The sequence below is a fragment of the Plantactinospora solaniradicis genome (assembly GCF_042658085.1).
Taxonomy (GTDB): Bacteria; Actinomycetota; Actinomycetes; order Mycobacteriales; family Micromonosporaceae; genus Plantactinospora; species Plantactinospora solaniradicis.
In genome coordinates this window covers 399285-417104 of sequence record NZ_JBHSPR010000017.1, presented here as the reverse complement: position 1 = coordinate 417104, position 17820 = coordinate 399285, and the positions used below count along the sequence as shown (strand labels likewise).

Genomic DNA, 17820 nt, shown 5'->3' with positions numbered 1-17820 from the left:
CGGATCGGCGTGCCGCCGCTAGCGGATGGTGGGTTCAGCCGCGCCGCCACTTCTGGTTGGCGGCACCGGTGCATTCCCAGAGTTGGAGCTTGGCGCCGTTGGCCGTGCTCCGGTCCCGTACGTCGACGCACTTGTTCGCCTGCGGGTTGACCAGGTCACCGGCCCCGCTGAGGACGAACTGCTGGGCCGGGTTGCCGTTGCAGCCGACGATCTGGATGTTGGCGCCGTTCGCGGTGGAGCCGTTCGCCACGTCCATGCACTTGCCGAGCGCCCGGACCGTGCCGCCGGTGAAGGTCCACTGCTGGGCGCCGGTGCCGTTGCAGTCCCAGATCTGCAACTGGGTGCCGTCGGCCGGGTTCCCTCCGGGTACGTCGATGCACTTGTTGCCGTTGCCGATGATCTGGTTGCCGGTGCCGGGGTTGCTGCCGCCGTTGTTCCAGCCCCAGACCCTTACGTAGTCGACCAGCATCTGCTGCGGGAACGTGGTGCTGCCGTCCGGGTAGCCAGGCCAGTGGCCGCCGACCGCAATGTTCATGATCATAAAGAACGGGTGGTCGAAGACCCAACGGCCGCCGTTCAGGTCGGCCGGGGTCTTGCGGGCGTACTGGATGCCGTCGACGTACCAGGTGATCGAGTCGGGTGCCCAGTCCACGGTGAAGGTGTGGAAGGCGTCGGCGAACGCCTGGCCGCCGGGGAGCGTGTAGCGGGAACTGATCGCGCTGCCGCCGGAGTAGCCCGGACCGTGCAGCGTGCCGTAGAGGTTGCCCGGCTCGCGACCGATGTTCTCCATGATGTCGATCTCGCCCATGTCCGGCCAGGGCATGCCGCCGAGCATCCAGAACGCCGGCCAGATGCCCTGTCCGCGCGGCAGCTTCATCCGTGCCTCGAATCGGCCGTAGGTCTGGCTGAACCGGTCCGCGGTGAGCAGCCGGGCCGAGGTGTACTGACAGCGGCCGTAGTGGCAGTTGTAGTTGGCCGGATTCTCCCGGCGGGCGGTGATCACCAGGTTGCCGTTGCCGTCGTGGGCGGCGTTGCTGGTGCTGTTCGTGTAGTACTGCTGCTCGTTGTTGCCCCAGCCACCGCCGCCGATGTCGTGCTTCCACTTGCTGCCGTCGGGCGGGGTGCCGGCTGGTGCGTTGAACTCGTCGCTCCAGGTGAGCGCGCCCGGCTCCGCGCTGGCCGGGCTGGGTGGGGTGACCACCAGCGTCGCGGCGAGCAAGGCCAGGACGAGGGTGGCTCGGCGTGTACGCATGTCAATGTTTCTACGCCAGAGAGCGCTTTCTTGCAAGGTTGTTAACTAAAAGAAAAGTCGGGACAGGTCGGTAACATCTCGCGGATGTCCGCCCCGGAGACGTCCCCACCCAACCTTTCCGACCTCGACGCGCGGTTCGCGCGGTTCGGCACGGAGTACGACCGACGCCGGGAAGCCGCGCACGCCGTCGTACGCCGGTGGGAGTGGTACAGCGCGGAGGCGTACGACCTCCGTCCACTCTGGTACGAGCGGGATCTGGGCCGACCGGGGCGTCGACTCGCCCAGCGGCCATCGCTGGAACGGGACCACTGCCGGATCGGGTTCGATTCCGAGGACCACCCCGTTGTCGTCGAGGAGTACAGCGGCTTCCTCCACGGGAAGCTGTACTACGAAACGTTCCGCGAACATCCCGACGGCGCCGGACCGGTGACGGAGGCGCACTTCCGTGCCGGTGGCGAGCCGATCTACCTGCACGAGTACCGGTTCGAGGCGGGACGGATCCGCTCCGCGTCGATGGTCGCGACCGGGGGCGGCGGCTACGAGGAGTACGAGTACACCGACGACCGGGTGACCGGGATCGCGACGTACCACGCCGAGAGAGCCGACCGGCCGGACAGCCGGTTGCGCCCGCTGGCGCCGTACCAGAAGATCCACGCCGCATACGACGATGCCGGTCTGTCCCGGTTGGAGATCGCCTGGGCGGGCCCGGCCGAGCCGCAGGTCGAGCTGAGGTACGAACGACCGCCCGCCGGGTTCACCCTCGACGATGCCATCGAGACGGTACGGCGGGAACTGGTCCGGCAGGTACCGGAGGTGCTCCGGGCGATGGCGATCGACGAGCCGGTGTACGCCGTGGCCCTGGGCTACCTGCCGGCGGATCCGATCGGGGTGACCGTGCACGTCGGATTCGAATCCGACCGGTACGACTGGCTGGTTGCGCAGGCCGAGGACGACGCCGAGGCCGACACCTTCGTGCTCTGGAATCCCTGCGACCTGCGTGGGCAGGAGCCCGTCGACTTCGGGGAGGCTGCGGGGACCGCCCGGCTGCTTTGCCAGGAGCTGACCCTCGCCGATGCCGATGCCGACGAGTCGGTCGATGCCGACGAGTCGGTCGACGCCGACGAGCCGGGGACGAGCGGGGTGAACGAGCGGGGACGGCGACTGCTCTGCGCGGCCGCCGCCGAGCTGAACGCCCAGGACTGGGCCGGCGTCGTGCCCATCAGCGACGACTTCGTCGTGTTCGCCGCCGACTGGGAGATGGTCGACTTCGACCGCAACCTGCCGGAGTGCGTACCCCCGGCATCGCTGGCCCTGCTCCGCGACCGCGGCCTGCTGGTTGAGTGTTAGGAAGGGCCCCTTCTTATCGCTTTTTGTATAAGAAGGGGCCCTTCCTAACACCCTTCCTTATGCCGCGATGCCGAAGCGGTCCAGGATCCAGGCGGCGACGAACGCCTCCTCCTTCCAGGAGTCGTAGCGTCCGCTCGGGCCGCCGTGTCCGGCACCCATCTCCGTCTTGAGCAGGTATGAGCCCTGTGGTGCGGTGGCGCGCAGCCGGGCGATCCACTTTGCCGGCTCGTGGTAGAGCACCCGGGTGTCGTTGAGGCTGGTCACGGCGAGGATCGCCGGATAGTCGACCGAGGCGACGTTCTCGTACGGGGAGTACGACTTCATGTACGCGTACACCTCGGGGTCGGCGAGCGGGTTGCCCCACTCCTCCCACTCCGTGACGGTCAACGGCAGCGACGGGTCGAGGATCGAGTTGAGCGGGTCGACGAACGGCACCTGCGCGACGATGCCGGCGAAGGCGTCCGGCGCCAGGTTCGCCACCGCGCCCATCAGCAGTCCGCCGGCCGAGCCGCCCCGGGCGACCAGCCGGTCCGGCGCTGTCCAACCGGCCTTCACCACGTGTCGTGCGGCGGCCACGAAATCGGTGAAGGTGTTCTTCTTGCTCAGCATCTTGCCGGTCTCGTACCACCGGCGGCCCAGTTCACCGCCGCCCCGGATGTGTGCGACGGCGAAGACGACACCCCGGTCCAGCAGGGAGAGCCGGGGGATCGAGAACCACGGGTCCATGCTGGCCTCGTACGAGCCGTAGCCGTAGAGCACGCAGGGCGCCGAGCCGTCCCGGGGCGTTCCGGCCCGGCAGACCAGGGAGATCGGCACCCGGGTCCCGTCGTCGGCCAGCGCCCAGTCGCGGTGCTGCTCGTATCCGGCCGGGTCGAAGTCACCCAGCACCGGCTTGCGCTTGCGCAGCACCATCTGCCGGGTCACCAGGTCGTAGTCGAAGATCGAGTCCGGGGTGATCAGGGAGGCGTAGTGCAGCCGGATCGTGTTGGTCTGGTACTCCGGGTTGCTGTCCAGACCGACGCTGTAGAGCGGCTCCGGGAAGTCGATGTCGTACGCCTCCGTGCTGCCGTCCGGCAGCACCCGGATCCCGGTCAGGCCGGCGGTACGCAGCGACACCACGATGTGGTTGGCGAAGGCGTCGACGGCCTCCAGCCGGGTCCCGGGGGTGTGCTCGATCATCGGCACCCAGTCGCCCGGTGCGTCGGCCGAGGTGTACGCGAGCGCGAAGTCCTCCGCGCCGTCGTTGTGCAGGACCAGGAAGCGGTGCCCATGGTGCTCGATGGAGTACTCGACGCCCTGCCGCCGAGCCGCGATCACGGCCGGCGCCCCGGTCGGGTTCGCGGCCGGGATGACCCGTACCTCGCTGGTCACCTTGCTGTGCGCCTCGATGACGATGAACTTCTCCGACCGGGTCAGTTCGACGCCGACCCAGAACCGCTCGTCGTCCTCCTGGTAGACGATCTCGTCGGCCTCGGCCGAGGTGCCCACCGCGTGCCGCCAGACCCGGTACGGACGCCAGCTCTCGTCGACGGTGAGGTAGAACAGCGTGGAGCCGTCGGCCGACCAGGCGCTGCCGTAGAAGGTGTCCGGCACCTCGTCGCCGAGCACCTCGTCGGTGGAGAGGTCCTTGACCCGCAGGGTGAAGCGTTCGTCGCCGTCGAAGTCGGTGGAGTAGGCGAGCCAGCGCCCGTCCGGGCTGATGTCGAAGGTGCCCAGGGCGAAGAAGTCGTGCCCTTCGGCCAGTGCGTTGCCGTCCAGCAGGATCTGCTCGCCGGAGATCGGCGTACCGTCCTCCGGCATCGGCGGATCCGTCTCGCCGTCCTGCGCCGCGCGCCGGCAGTAGATGCCGTACTGCTCACCTTCCACCGTGCGGGTGTAGTACCAGTAGCCGTTCTTCCGGGTGGGCACCGAGAGGTCGGTCTCCTTGGTACGCCCTTTCGTCTCGTTGAACAGCGTCTCCCGCAGCGTGCCCAGCCGCGCTGTGCTCTGCTCGGTGAAGGCGTTCTCCGCGTTGAGGTAGGCGATCGTCTCCGGGTCGTCCTTCGCGGCGAGCCAGGCGTACTCGTCGATCACCGTGTCGCCGTGGTGGGTGCGCTCGGCAGGCACCCGCTTGGCGACGGGCGCGGCGGTCGTCTCAGTGTTCACCCGGTCACGTTACCGCCCGGACGGCGGCCCGGTCCGCGCCGGGCCGTTGCCGAAAATTAGTACATGTGTACGATGACCAAGGTGGGGGAGATGGGAATGCAGCGGCGCGGCAGCGCCGACATCGCGCGGCGGCTCGCGGGCATCTGTGGCACCCGGTTCGCTCGGCCCGCGGGGGCGGCCGATGACGTGGCCGGAGCCATGGCCCGGTGGGTCGCCGCGCCCGGCACCCCGGCCGCGGCCACCGAGGTGGTTCGGCTTGCCGCCGAGTACGACCTGTCGGTGGTCGCCCGGGGTGCCGGCACCAAACTCGACTGGGGCGCGACCCCGTCCCAGGTGGACATCGTGCTGGACACCGGGCGGCTGGCCGGGGTGTGGCACCGCCCGGCCGACGGCCTGGTCGCCGAGATCGGCGCCGGTACGCCGGTACGCGCCGCCGAGGCCATCCTGGAGCGGGCCGGTCTGCGGCTGCCGATCGACGCCCCGTCGGTCGGGGCGACCATCGGCGGGGTGGTGGCGGCCGGCGAGAGCGGTCCGCTGCGCTACCTGCACGGCACCGCCTGTGACCAACTTGTGGGGGTCAGTTTCGTCGACGCCTCCGGCGTGCTCGCGCGTGCCGGAACGGCGGCGGACGTGCCGCCCCGGGGCGGGGGTGGTGCCGGCGGCCGGCCGGTCGACCGGGAGATCACCCAGCTGCTCTGCGGATCGCAGGGCGCGCTGGGTGTGCTGGTCTCGACCACCCTGCGGGTGCAGCCGATTCCGGCGAGCCGGGTCTGGGTGAGCCGATCGGTCTGGACCCCGCTGGAGGTGCACGACCTGGTGCGCGGGATCCTCGCCGCCGATCTGCGCCCGACGGCGATCGAGGTGGACCTGCCGGCCGCCCGGGGGATGCCGGCCGGTCGCATCCACCGGTCCGGGTCGTCCGGCGGCCACCTTCCGGCGAGCGGATCCGGCGAGCGCCTGCCGGCCGGTGGATCCGGGGGTGCTCCGCCGGCGGCCGATCCCGGTAGCGGCCGTCCGCCGCCCGGTGGCCATCCGTTGTTCGGTGGCCCTGACGTTCCGGGCGGTGGCCCTGACGTTCCGGGCGGTGGCCCTGACGTTCCGGGCGGTGGCCCTGACGTTCCGGGTGGTGGCGCTGATGTCCCGGGTGGAGGGCCTGGCATTCCGGGTGGTGGCGCTGAGGTGCCGGGTGGGGGGCCTGGTGTTCCGGGCGGGGCCGGCATTCCTGGTGGCGGTGGAGGCGGGCTCGGAGATCGCGGCTGGTTCGGCACCGCAGACCGGCCCGGCGGCCCGAGCCGGCCCGGCGAGCAGGGGCAGGGTCGGCCGCCCGGTACTCCGGGCGGCCCGGGTCGGCATGCTCGGCGGGGTGACGGCGGTTCGGGCACTCTCACCGTGCTGTTGGAGGGTGGCCCGGCCGAGGTGGCCGAGCGGGTGACCCGGTTGACCGGCCTGCTCGGCGGCGACGCCGAGGGCGCCGGTGTCGCGCCGGAATGGTGGCGCCGCTATCCGTTCCGCCCCGACGACGTGGCGCTGCGGATCGAGGTGCCGATCGGTGACCTGCATGCTGCCGTCTACGCGCTGCGCGACGCGGCCGGTGCGCCGATCCCGGTGCGTGGTTCGGCCGGGCTCGGCGTCGTGCACGCCGCACTTCCGGCCACGACGCCACCCGAACGGGTCGCGGCGATCCTGGACGGGGTACGTGCGGTGTTGCGGGCCCGGGCAGGTCGGTGCGTGGTGGTCGCCGCGCCGCAGGCGGTGCGGGAGGCGGTCGACCTCTGGGGCGAGCTGCCGGATCTGCCGCTGCTACGCCAGGTGAAGGAGCGGTTCGATCCGGCCGGTCGACTGGCACCGGGGCGTTATCCGGGCGGAATCTGACCCGCTCATGTCGATGTCGATGTCGACGCGGCGGCGGGCGGGTTCCGGCCCGATCGGCGTCCCGATCGGGCCGGATCCGGTCAACAGATTGGCACGCCGGGTAACTGGGCGGCGGGATGGTCGATGTAGATGTTTGTCATGAAGCCGTTCTGATCCCGCAGTCGGGACCACCAGTTGTTGGTGTAGCCGTCGGCGGTCACCGTGTCACCCTGCTTCTGGCAGAGCACGTACACCAGGGTCGGCCCGGCCAGGGTGGTCACGGTCGGTGCGGCGAGCCGGGCGTCGGTGCGGACCCGTACGCCGGTTCCCCAGGTCCAGAAGGCGGTGCCGCCACCGCACCCGTTGTCGCTGGTCAGGTACCGCTGGTTGTACGAACCGGGATACGGTGCGAGCGAGGCCCCGTTGATCACGATGGTCTGCCCGGCCCCGTTGTACAACTGCTCGTAGTGGATGTGTGCACCGGTGGAGTTTCCGGTGCTGCCGGTCGTGCCGATCTGCTGGCCCTGGCCGACCGTGGCGCCGTCCGCCACCGAGAACGCGGCGAGATGGAAGTAGTACGTAGTCCAGCCGCCACCATGAGTGATCACGATGTAGTTACCGGCCCCGCCGGCCTGGTAGTAACGGCGGGCGGTGCCGCCGGCCGAGGCGAGTACCGGAGTGCCGGCGGTGGCGCCGCCGTCGGAGCGGACGAAGTCCAGCGCCAGGCGTACCTCGGCGCTGTGATGGCTGTAGGTCCACCGCTGTCCACAGGGGAATGGTGCCTTGAACACCGGAGCGGCGTGGGCCGGCGTCGCTACCACGAGCGTCGCCGCGAGGGTCGTGCAGAGGGCGGCCGTCAGGCCGACGAGGAACCGGATTGATCGCAAGATCCCAACCTTCCCAGAGCAGGGCAAGGAATGATCGGTCCATTGCGTACGCAGTAACGATGATGGTAGCCAGTTGATCTATACATGTAAATGCTTAACTTGCGGGGCGGCTTGGCGTGAAGGTTTCCTTCGCCTGTTGACCTGGCCGGGTACGCCGAGCGGGTCGTCGCCGGTTGGGCGAGCGCCGTCGGCCAGCCGAGCGTCGTCAGCCGAGCGAGTTGTCGTAGCCGGGCGAGCGCCGTCAGCCGGGCGGGCGCCGTTAGCCGAGCGAGTCGTTGCGCAGTACCAGGATGGCGATGTCGTCCCGAGGCGACTCGACCGAGAAGTTGATCGCCGTGTTGCGCAGCCGGGCGGCCATCACGTCGGCCGAGTAGCCGGCGAGCGGGGCCGCCGCGTCCCGGAGCCGCTCGACGCCGAAGAGTTCCCGGCCGCGTCGTCGCTCGGTCACCCCGTCGGTGTAGAACACCAGCGCGTCGCCGGCGTCGAGGTGCACCTCGGCGACCGGTGAGGCGATCGAGTCGAGCAGGCCGAGCGCCGTACCGCCGGTCCCGACGAACGACGCGGGGCCGTCGCCGCGGACCAGGACCGGCCGGTCGTGGCCGGCCAGGTACAGCGAGACGGCGAGCCGACCACTGGGCTCCCGGTCCACGGCCGCCAGTGCGAGCGTGCAGTACCGGCCGCCGCCCCGCTCGACAAGTGTCTCGTTGAGTCGGGTCAGCACGTCCGGCAGCGGGCGACCGTCCCCGACCAGCACCCGGATCACGTCCCGGACCAGGCCGGTCACGGCGGCCGCCTGGACGCCCTTGCCGGAGACGTCGCCGACGACCACCATCCAGCGGTCGTCGGGCAGCGGCACCACGTCGTAGAAGTCGCCACCGACGTCGGCGGCGTCCCCGGTCGGCACGTACTCGGCGGCGAACCCGATGCCGTCGACGACCGGCAGGACCGGGGGCAGCAACGACTGTTGGAGGGTCTGGGCGACCTTGCGGCGCTCGTCGTGGATCCGGGCGTTCTCGATGGCCAGCGCCGCCCGCCGGGCCACGTCCTCCAGCACCGCGACCTCGTCGGGATCGTGCCGGTGCCGCTGGTGCCGACCGACCGCCAGGGTGCCGAGGCGCTGGCCCCGGGCGACCAGCGGGATGGCGAAGCCGTCCATCGGCGGCCCGATCGGCACCTGTCCCTGGCTGCGGGACGCCTCGCGCAACCGCGCCTGCACCGACTCGGGACCGTCCTCCTTGAGCATCTTGTGCAACTGCGGCAGCACCGCCTCGTCGGCGTGGGTCGCCGCCGCCAGCCGCAGCCGGCCCCACTCGTCGGCCGTGTGCACGGCGCACCACTGTCCGAGCCGGGGAACCACGAGCTGGGGGATCAGCGCCATGGTCAGCTCGACGTCGAGCGACTGGGCGAGCAGTTCACTCGCCTCGGCGAGGAACGTGAGCCAGGTCTGCCGGCGGATGTCGGTCCGGCGCAGCCGGTCGTTCTCCAGGTGCAGGGAGAGCCGTTCCGCCACCAGGGCGGCGAGCGGCCGGGCGTAGCCGGAGGGCGCGGCGTCGAGTTCCAGTTCTCCGGCGTACGGGCGGTGCACCGTCAACGGCACCCGGAGCAGTTCGTCGCCGGGGCGGGGCTGCCGGCCGTACCGGGCGAGCAGTTGCCAGCCGGCTCCGTCGCCCCGGTCCAGTCGTACCGCACCGCCGGCCGCACCGACCATGTCGCCGACCCGGACCAGCAGGTCGGCGGCGAAGGTGGGCAGCGGATCGTCCGCGTACGGGTCCGGTGCGGTCTGCATCAGCGCACTCATCGCCCCGGCGCTCGGCGCGGACGGGCCGGGCTGGCCACTGCCGGTGCCGCTGGCGATCCGGTGCGGTGTGTCGGGTTGACGGCCGGTCGGGATGGATGAGCCCTTCCGGTCCAGCCGGAACCACACGCCCTTCCCGGTGGCCTGGTGGGTGGTGCCCCAACGAGTGGCGAAGTGGTCGACCAGGAGCAGGCCCCGTCCCCGCTCCGACACCTGCGAGATATCCGTTAAGTCGTTTTTTGGCCGCGCTGTCACGTCGTCGATCGGTCCGGCCGCGAAGTCGGAGACGGTGACGGTGAGCCCCGACTCGTCCGCCACGACCTCTATGTCCAACTCGGTCCGGGCATGCTCCACCGCGTTGGTGGAGAGCTCGGTGGTCAGCAGGAGGGCCTCGTTGAGCAGCTCCTCCAGCCCGGCGTCGGCGAGCACCGACCGGACCAGGGCGCGTGCCGCTGCCGGCGTACGCCGGTCGGCAGGCAGCCGTACCCGGCGCAGTTGGTCGTCCGCGCCGCCGGTCCCCGTACCGCCCGCCTCCGCTGGCACGCTTCGCATCCTCCACGATCCGAGATCCAGGCCACCCTATCCGGGCGACGCAGCTCAGCGCCCCGCTCGGCCGGCGGGTCGGCCGGGTCTGGCCCGCGCTACGCTGGGCCTCGCCCTACTTGACCGTTCTGCCGGCTTTATTCCTTGACTGATCATCCGTTCGTAGATTGACGTCCGGCGCGCGGCACAGGGTGGCATTTCCCAGACGACAGGCACAATGATGGGTGTGGTCGCGCCGGAGCGGCGCCGTCGAGGCGTACCGGGACGCATCCGGCGCCACCTGATGGGCGCGGGCTCGCGAGTAATGACCCACCTCCTTCGAACCTGAGCGAGGAACGATGACCACGGCCAAACAGATCTCTGCCGAGGAACGGTCCGCGGCCGAGGACGCGGTGCTGCTCAGCGAGCTCGCCGAAGCGTTGCGGCGGGTCCGCCGTGGCGACTTCAAGGTACGACTCCCGCGCCGGGCCGGTGCTGCCGGCGAGGTTGCCGACGCCTTCAACGAGGTGGTGTCGGTACAGGAACGGCAGCATCTCGATCTCCGGCGGATCAGCCGGATCGTCGGGCGGGACGGCCGGCTCACCGAGCGGCTGGACGAGGAGGGGCTGGACGGCGCCTGGGTCGAGGGGCAGCGGGCGATCAACTCGCTCATCGACGACCTGGGCCGGCCGACCACCGAGATCGCCCGGGTCATCGTGGCGGTCGCCGACGGCGATCTCTCCCAGCACATGGCGCTGGAGATCGACGGGCGGCCGCTGCGCGGTGAATACCTGCGGATCGGTCGCACCGTGAACACGATGGTGGACCAGCTTTCGTCGTTCTCCAACGAGGTGACCCGGGTCGCTCGGGAGGTGGGCACCGAGGGTGAACTGGGCGGCCAGGCCGACGTCCGGGGCGTGGCCGGCACCTGGAAGGACCTCACCGACTCGGTGAACACGATGGCGTCGAACCTGACCTACCAGGTGCGCTCCATCTCCCAGGTCTCGACGGCGGTGGCCCGGGGCGACCTGAGCCAGAAGATCACCGTCTCCGCCAAGGGCGAGGTCGCCGAACTCGCGCACACGATCAACGGGCTGACCGACACGCTGCGGCTGTTCGCGGAGCAGGTGACCCGGGTGGCCCGGGAGGTCGGTACCGAGGGGAAGCTGGGCGGCCAGGCAGACGTACCCAATGTCGCCGGCACCTGGAAGGACCTGACCGACAGCGTCAACTCGATGGCGTCGAACCTGACCGCGCAGGTCCGGAACATCGCCCAGGTCTCCACGGCGGTGGCCCGGGGTGACCTGAGCCAGAAGATCACGGTGGCCGCCCAGGGCGAGATCCTGGAGCTGAAGGACACCGTGAACACGATGGTGGACCAGCTCTCGTCGTTCGCTGACGAGGTGACCCGGGTGGCCCGGGAGGTCGGCATCGAGGGCAAGCTCGGCGGCCAGGCCCAGGTCCGCGGCGTCTCCGGCACCTGGCGGGCGCTGACCGAGAACGTGAACCAGCTCGCCGGCAACCTCACATCCCAGGTGCGGAACATCTCCCAGGTCTCCACGGCGGTGGCCAAGGGCGACCTGTCGCAGAAGATCACCGTCGATGCGCAGGGCGAGATCCTGGAGTTGAAGTCGACGGTGAACACGATGGTGGATCAGCTTTCGTCGTTCGCTGACGAGGTGACCCGGGTGGCCCGGGAGGTGGGCACCGAGGGCAAGCTCGGCGGCCAGGCCGAGGTGAAGGGGGTCTCCGGCACCTGGCGGGATCTGACCGACAACGTGAACTCGATGGCGTCGAACCTGACCGCCCAGGTCCGGAACATCGCCTCGGTCACCACGGCGGTGGCCAAGGGCGACCTGTCGCAGAAGATCACCGTCGATGCCCGGGGCGAGATCCTGGAGCTGAAGTCGACGGTGAACACGATGGTGGACCAGCTTTCGTCGTTCGCTGACGAGGTGACCCGGGTGGCCCGGGAGGTCGGCACCGAGGGCAAGCTCGGCGGCCAGGCCCAGGTGCGTGGCGTCGCCGGCACCTGGCGGGATCTGACCGACAACGTGAACTCGATGGCGTCGAACCTGACCGCCCAGGTGCGGAACATCGCCCAGGTGTCGACGGCGGTGGCCAAGGGTGACCTGTCGCAGAAGATCACGGTCGACGCCCGGGGTGAAATCCTGGAGTTGAAGTCGACGGTGAACACGATGGTGGACCAGTTGTCGTCGTTCGCCGACGAGGTGACCCGGGTGGCCCGGGAGGTCGGCACCGAGGGCAAGCTCGGCGGCCAGGCCCAGGTGAAGGGGGTCTCCGGCACCTGGCGGGACCTGACCGACAACGTGAACTCGATGGGCTCCAACCTGACCGCCCAGGTCCGGAACATCGCCTCGGTCACCACGGCGGTGGCCCGGGGTGACCTGTCGCAGAAGGTCACCGTCGACGCGCAGGGCGAGATCCTGGAGCTGAAGGGCACCGTCAACACGATGGTCGACCAGCTCTCGTCGTTCGCCGACGAGGTGACCCGGGTCGGCCGGGAGGTCGGCATCGAGGGGAAGCTCGGCGGCCAGGCGCAGGTGAAGGGGGTCTCCGGCACCTGGCGGGCGCTGACCGAGAACGTGAACCAGCTCGCCTCCACGCTGACCACCCAGCTCCGGGCGATCGCGCAGGTCTCCACGGCGGTGACCACCGGCGACCTGACCCAGCGGATCACCGTGCAGGCGCAGGGCGAGGTCGCCGAGCTGAAGGACAACATCAACCAGATGATCGTCACTCTCCGGGAGACCACCAAGAAGAACGCGGAGCAGGGCTGGCTCGACTCCAACCTGGCCCGGATCGGCGGCCTGCTCCAGGGCCAGCGGGATCTCGGCGAGGTCTGCCGGATGATCATGACCGAGGTCACCCCGCTGGTCGACGCGCAGCTCGGCGCGTTCTTCCTGGCCGACAACGACGAGGCCGTGATGCGGCTGCGACTCACCGCGTCGTACGGCTACGTCGCCAGGCACCACGACGTCACGTTCGGCCCCGGAGAGGGGCTGGTCGGGCAGGCCGCGCTCTCCCGGCGCACGATCCGGGTCGGCGCCCCACCGAACGGCAGCCTGACCGTCCGGTCCGGACTCGCCGCCACACCCCCGGCCGACCTGGTGGTGCTGCCGGTCCTCTTCGAGGGCGAACTGCTCGGCGTCATCGAGTTCGCCAGCGTGTCGCCCTTCCTCGACCTCCACCTGTCGTTCCTGGAGCGGCTGGTGCTCACCATCGGCATCGCGGTGAACACCATCCAGGCCAACCGGCGGACCGAGGAACTGCTGTCCCAGTCCCAGCGACTCGCCCACGAACTCCAGGAACAGTCCGCCGAGCTACAGCGGACCAACGCCGAACTGGAGGACAAGGCGCAACTGCTGTCGGAGCAGAAGGGCAACATCGAGACCAAGAACCGGGAGATCGAACTGGCCCGGATCGGCCTGGAGGACAAGGCGCAGCAGTTGGCCCGGGCGTCGGCGTACAAGTCGGAGTTCCTGGCCAACATGAGCCACGAGCTGCGTACGCCGCTCAACTCGCTGCTGCTGCTGGCCCGGTTGCTGGCGGACAATTCCGAGGACAACCTGACCGAGAAGCAGATCGAGTTCGCCCGCACGATCCACAGTGCCGGCTCCGACCTGCTCTCCCTGATCGACGACATCCTCGACCTGTCGAAGATCGAGGCGGGCCGGATGGACGTCGAGCCGACCGAGGTGCGGTTCTCCGAGATCCGCAGCTACGTCGAGCAGGCATTCGCGCCGCAGGCCGAGGAGCAGGGCCTGGACTTCCAGGTACGGATCTCCAAGGAACTGTCGTCGACGCTGGTCACCGACGCCCAGCGGCTACAGCAGATCCTCCGCAACCTGCTCTCCAACGCCGTCAAGTTCACCGACAACGGCGCGGTGACCCTGCGGATCGGCCCCGCACCGGAGGGCGCGTTCTTCGACGTACCGGCGTTGGCCACCGCGCACCAGGTGGTGGCGTTCACCGTCATCGACACCGGGATCGGCATCTCCGACGACAAACTCGGGCTGATCTTCGAGGCGTTCCAGCAGGCCGACGGCACCACCAGCCGGCGGTACGGCGGGACCGGCCTCGGGTTGTCGATCAGCCGGGACCTGGCCCGACTGATCGGCGGCACCATCACCGTGTCGTCGGCACCGGGACAGGGCTCGACGTTCACCCTGTTCGTACCGGACGTACTGGCTCCGGACGCGGTGGTCGCCCCGGTACCGGTGCCACCACTGCCGTCGAATCGTGGTGGGCTGGCCGCCACGATGCTGCGTACCCCGAACGAGCCGGACCACCCGACGACCCCGGCCGCCCGGCAGCTCGACGGGGCCACCGTGCTGATCATCGACGACGACGTCCGGAACGTCTTCGCGTTGACCAGCGCGTTGGAACTGCACGGCATGACCGTGCTCTACTCGGACAACGGCGTGGACGGCGTACGGCTGCTCGCGGAGCATCCGGAGGTGGACATCGTGCTGATGGACGCGATGATGCCCGACCAGGACGGGTACGAGACGACCCGGGCGATCCGCCGCAACCACCGCTTCACGGACCTGCCGGTGGTGTTCCTGACCGCGAAGGCGATGCCGGGGGACCGCGAGTCCGCGCTCGCGGCCGGGGCGAGCGACTACATCACCAAGCCGGTCGACCTGGACGAGCTGATCGAGCTGATGGCGTCCTGGGTGATCGGGGACGGACGAGAGGTCGACGGGTGAACCGCCGGCCGCGAGGGGACTCGGCGTGAGTGAACTGGCCAAAGCCCTGCTGGTCGATGACCGGCGGGAGAACCTGATGGCGCTCGAGGCGATCCTGCAGGGGTTGCCGGTGCAGTCGGTCGCTGTGGAGAGCGGGGAGGCCGCACTCAAGCAGCTCCTGGTGGACGACTTCGCGGTCATCCTGCTGGACGCCCAGATGCCGGAGATGGACGGCTTCGAGACAGCGAGCCACATCAAGCGGCGCGAGCGTACCCGGCACGTCCCGATCATCTTCCTCACCGCGGCCGACCGCGATGCCCAGCTCGCGCTGCGGGGCTACGCGGTCGGCGCGGTCGACTACCTGACCAAGCCGTTCGATCCGTGGGTACTCCGGGCCAAGGTCTCGGTCTTCGTCGAACTGTGGGTGAAGACCCGGCAGCTCGCCGCGCAGTCCGAGCTCGTGCGGGAGCGGGACACGCAGTGGCGGGCGATGACCGAGGCCGTGGACGATGCGGTCGCACTGCTGCGCTCGGACGACCCGGACGGCCGGGATCGCGCGGTGGAACTGCTCGAACAGGCCCGCTGGGGTGCCGTGGCCTGACCAGCCGCTCGCCCGCGTCAGCCGGCTGACCGTGTCCGCCGCTCGCCTGCATCCGCCGGCTGACCGTGTCCGCCGGTCGCCTGCATCCGCCGGCTGACCGTGTCCGCCGGTCGACTTGACTGCGTCAGCCGGTCGACTGCTCGTTGCGGATCATCAGCGCCGAGCGGAGCCCGGTGATGTCCAGGACCCTGAGCAGGAAGTCGCCGACGTTGGTCAGGACCAGCAGGCTCTGCGCGTGGCTGGCCTTGCGGCTGAGCACCACCAGGGTGCCAAGGCCCTGGGAGTCACAAAAGGTGACATCGGTCAGATCGAGCACGATCCGGGACGGTGCGTCGGCGAGCACCTCGTTGACGACGCTGGACAGCCTGGCGGCGGTGAGCATGTCGATCTCGCCCGCGAGGTGAAGGATCACCTCGTCCGACGTCCGCTGCACACCGATTGTCAGCTCGGCCCGGTTCACCCGATCAGCCTATCGCGATCTAACCGAACCGGCCTGTTGATGCCCGTCCGCCCCGCCGGTTGCTGCCCGTCGGCCGCGCTGGTTGCTGCCCGTCGGCCGCGCTGGTTGCTGCCCGTCGGCCGCCGGTTAATAAGGGGCCCTTCTTCTACAGAAAGCGATAAGCGGGGGCCCTTCCTTACATCTGGGAGGGTGATGTGGGCGACCCTGCGAGGGGTGGGTGCCGGGCAGGCAGGTGGCGCTGACAGAATGGCGGCACCGTGAGCGAGATGTATTCAGCCGGGCCCGGTCGCTATCCGGCCGACGCACCGGCCTCCCAGGCCCTGTTCGACCGCGCCCGCGCCATCGTGCCGGGCGGGGTGAATTCTCCCGTGCGTGCCTTCCTGGCCGTCGGCGGCACCCCCCGGTTCATGGCCCGTGGCTCTGGCCCGTGGCTCTTCGACGCGGACGGCCGGCGCTATGTCGATCTGGTCTGCTCGTGGGGGCCGCTGATCCTCGGCCACGCCCATCCCGAGGTGGTCGCGGCGGTGCAGGACGCCGCCGCCCGGGGTACCAGCTTCGGTACCCCGACCGAGGGCGAGGTCGAGCTGGCGACCGAGATCGTCGCCCGGACCTCCGTCGAGCAGGTACGGCTGGTCAACTCGGGCACCGAGGCGACCATGTCGGCCATCCGGCTGGCCCGGGGCTACACCGGCCGGAGCAGGATCGTGAAGTTCGCCGGCTGCTACCACGGGCACGTCGACGCCCTGCTCGCCGCAGCCGGCTCGGGCGTGGCAACGCTCGGTCTGCCCGATTCGCCCGGGGTCACCGGTGCGGCGGCGAGCGAGACCATCGTGCTGCCGTACAACGACGTGGCCGCCGTCGAGGCCGTGTTCGCCGCGCAGGGCTCCGAGATCGCCGCGATCATCACCGAGGCCGCCCCCGGGAACATGGGTGTGGTGGCGCCCCGGGACGGTTTCAACGAGGCGCTCGCCAGGATCGCGCACGCGCACGGCGCGCTGTTGATCGTCGACGAGGTGATGACCGGCTTCCGGGTCTCGGCGGGCGGCTGGGCCGGACTCGAACCCGTCGATGCCGATCTGTTCACCTTCGGCAAGGTGATGGGCGGCGGGCTGCCGGCGGCGGCGTTCGGTGGGCGTACCGAGATCATGGGTCGGCTCGCGCCGGCCGGCCCGGTCTACCAGGCCGGGACGCTCTCCGGAAATCCGCTCGCCTGCGCCGCCGGTCTGGCCACGCTCCGGCTGGCCGACGCGGCGGTGTACCGGAAACTCGACGAGACCGCCGCCACGCTGGGCAAGCTCGCCAGCGACGCGCTGGCCGCCGCCGGGGTGCCGCACCGGTTGTCGTACGCGGGAAACATGTTCTCGGTCTTCTTCACCGACGCGGAGGTGGTCGACTTCGACACCGCGCGGGGCCAGGACGTGGCGGCGTTCCGGGCGTTCTTCCACGCCATGCTGGCCGCCGGGGTATACCTGCCGCCGAGCGCCTTCGAGTCGTGGTTCGTGTCGACGGCGTTGGACGACGCCGCCTTGGAGCAGATCGCGGCGGCATTGCCGGTAGCGGCCGAGGCTGCGGCGGCGGCCGGTCACGGGGGGTAGTTGGTTTGGCTACGACGGTCGTTCATGTGCTGCGGCACGGTGAGGTGTACAACCCGGAGAAGATTCTCTACGGTCGGCTGCCCGGCTACCGGCTCTCGGAGCTGGGCGTGCAGATGGCGAAGGCGGCGGCGCAGGCGCTCGCCGACCGGAACATCGTGCACGTGGTGGCCAGTCCACTGGAGCGGGCCCAGCAGACGGCGGATCCGATCGCCGCGCAGTTCGGGCTGCCGGTCGGGGTCGACGAGCGGCTGATCGAGAGCGCCAACTGGTTCGAGGGCAAGCGGGTGTCGCCCGGCGACGGCTCGTTCCGGGATCCCCGTAACTGGTGGGTGCTGCGCGATCCGGTCACCCCGTCCTGGGGTGAGGCGTACACGGCGATCGCCGAGCGGATGTTCGCGGCGCTGCACGCGGCCCGGATCGCGGCCGAGGGGCGGGAGGCGATCTGCGTCTCGCACCAGCTCCCGATCTGGACCCTCCGGCGGTACGTCGAGCACAAGCGGCTGTGGCACGACCCGCGTAAGCGGCAGTGCGGCCTGGCCAGCCTGACCTCGTTCCACTTCGACGGCGCCAAGATCGTCGGAATCGGCTACACCGAGCCGGCCGCGCATCTGGTCGCGATGTCGCCGACCGCCCGGACGGCCAAGGGGGCATGA

At 70.1% G+C, this 17820-nt stretch carries 10 protein-coding genes and 1 pseudogene; 6 read left to right on the top strand and 5 right to left on the bottom strand.

The features are described 5' to 3' along the window. Positions 1–34 precede the first annotated feature (34 nt). Positions 35–1252, bottom strand: a complete 1218-nt coding sequence (locus tag ACFP2T_RS21600) for a family 16 glycosylhydrolase (RefSeq protein WP_377424465.1) — start codon at positions 1250–1252, stop codon at positions 35–37. 84 nt (positions 1253–1336) lie between these two features. On the opposite strand from ACFP2T_RS21600, the gene ACFP2T_RS21595 reads away from it, so the two are divergent. After that, on the top strand, positions 1337–2599 hold the full coding sequence (locus tag ACFP2T_RS21595) for a hypothetical protein (RefSeq protein ID WP_377424464.1): 1263 nt from the start codon (positions 1337–1339) through the stop codon (positions 2597–2599). Between the two features lie 57 nt (positions 2600–2656). Here the strand turns inward: ACFP2T_RS21595 and ACFP2T_RS21590 are convergent, their stop codons facing one another. Then, entirely contained in the window at positions 2657–4744 is a 2088-nt protein-coding gene (locus tag ACFP2T_RS21590) for a S9 family peptidase (RefSeq protein ID WP_377424463.1), read from the bottom strand. Positions 4745–4807: 63 nt separating this feature from the next. Between ACFP2T_RS21590 and ACFP2T_RS21585 the strand changes: the two genes are divergently transcribed. Beyond that, positions 4808–6616, top strand: a complete 1809-nt coding sequence (locus ACFP2T_RS21585) for an FAD-binding protein (RefSeq protein ID WP_377424462.1) — start codon at positions 4808–4810, stop codon at positions 6614–6616. Between the two features lie 317 nt (positions 6617–6933). Here the strand turns inward: ACFP2T_RS21585 and ACFP2T_RS21580 are convergent. Together ACFP2T_RS21580 and ACFP2T_RS21575 are read right to left on the bottom strand one after the other, a co-directional pair. Further along, positions 6934–7455, bottom strand: a pseudogene (locus ACFP2T_RS21580) (M23 family metallopeptidase); the annotation flags it as partial. A 286-nt stretch (positions 7456–7741) separates the two neighbouring features. After that, positions 7742–9820, bottom strand: a complete 2079-nt coding sequence (locus ACFP2T_RS21575; RefSeq protein WP_377424460.1) for a SpoIIE family protein phosphatase — start codon at positions 9818–9820, stop codon at positions 7742–7744. Between the two features lie 338 nt (positions 9821–10158). Here ACFP2T_RS21575 and ACFP2T_RS21570 point away from each other — a divergent pair, with 338 nt between their 5' ends. Together ACFP2T_RS21570 and ACFP2T_RS21565 are read left to right on the top strand one after the other, a co-directional pair. Further along, positions 10159–14532 (top strand): hybrid sensor histidine kinase/response regulator, encoded by a 4374-nt coding sequence (locus tag ACFP2T_RS21570; protein ID WP_377424458.1) that lies wholly within the window; start codon positions 10159–10161, stop codon positions 14530–14532. 25 nt (positions 14533–14557) lie between these two features. Further along, positions 14558–15112: a response regulator gene (locus ACFP2T_RS21565; RefSeq protein ID WP_377424457.1), complete on the top strand. Its 555-nt coding sequence runs from the start codon at positions 14558–14560 to the stop codon at positions 15110–15112. A gap of 124 nt (positions 15113–15236) precedes the next feature. Here the strand turns inward: ACFP2T_RS21565 and ACFP2T_RS21560 are convergent, their stop codons facing one another. Continuing rightward, entirely contained in the window at positions 15237–15572 is a 336-nt protein-coding gene (locus ACFP2T_RS21560) for an STAS domain-containing protein (RefSeq protein WP_377424456.1), read from the bottom strand. A gap of 266 nt (positions 15573–15838) precedes the next feature. Between ACFP2T_RS21560 and hemL the strand changes: the two genes are divergently transcribed. Then, a complete protein-coding gene (gene hemL / locus ACFP2T_RS21555) occupies positions 15839–17167 on the top strand; it encodes a glutamate-1-semialdehyde 2,1-aminomutase (protein WP_377424539.1) in 1329 nt (442 codons plus the stop codon). Positions 17168–17172: 5 nt separating this feature from the next. After that, positions 17173–17820: a histidine phosphatase family protein gene (locus tag ACFP2T_RS21550; RefSeq protein WP_196200137.1), complete on the top strand. Its 648-nt coding sequence runs from the start codon at positions 17173–17175 to the stop codon at positions 17818–17820.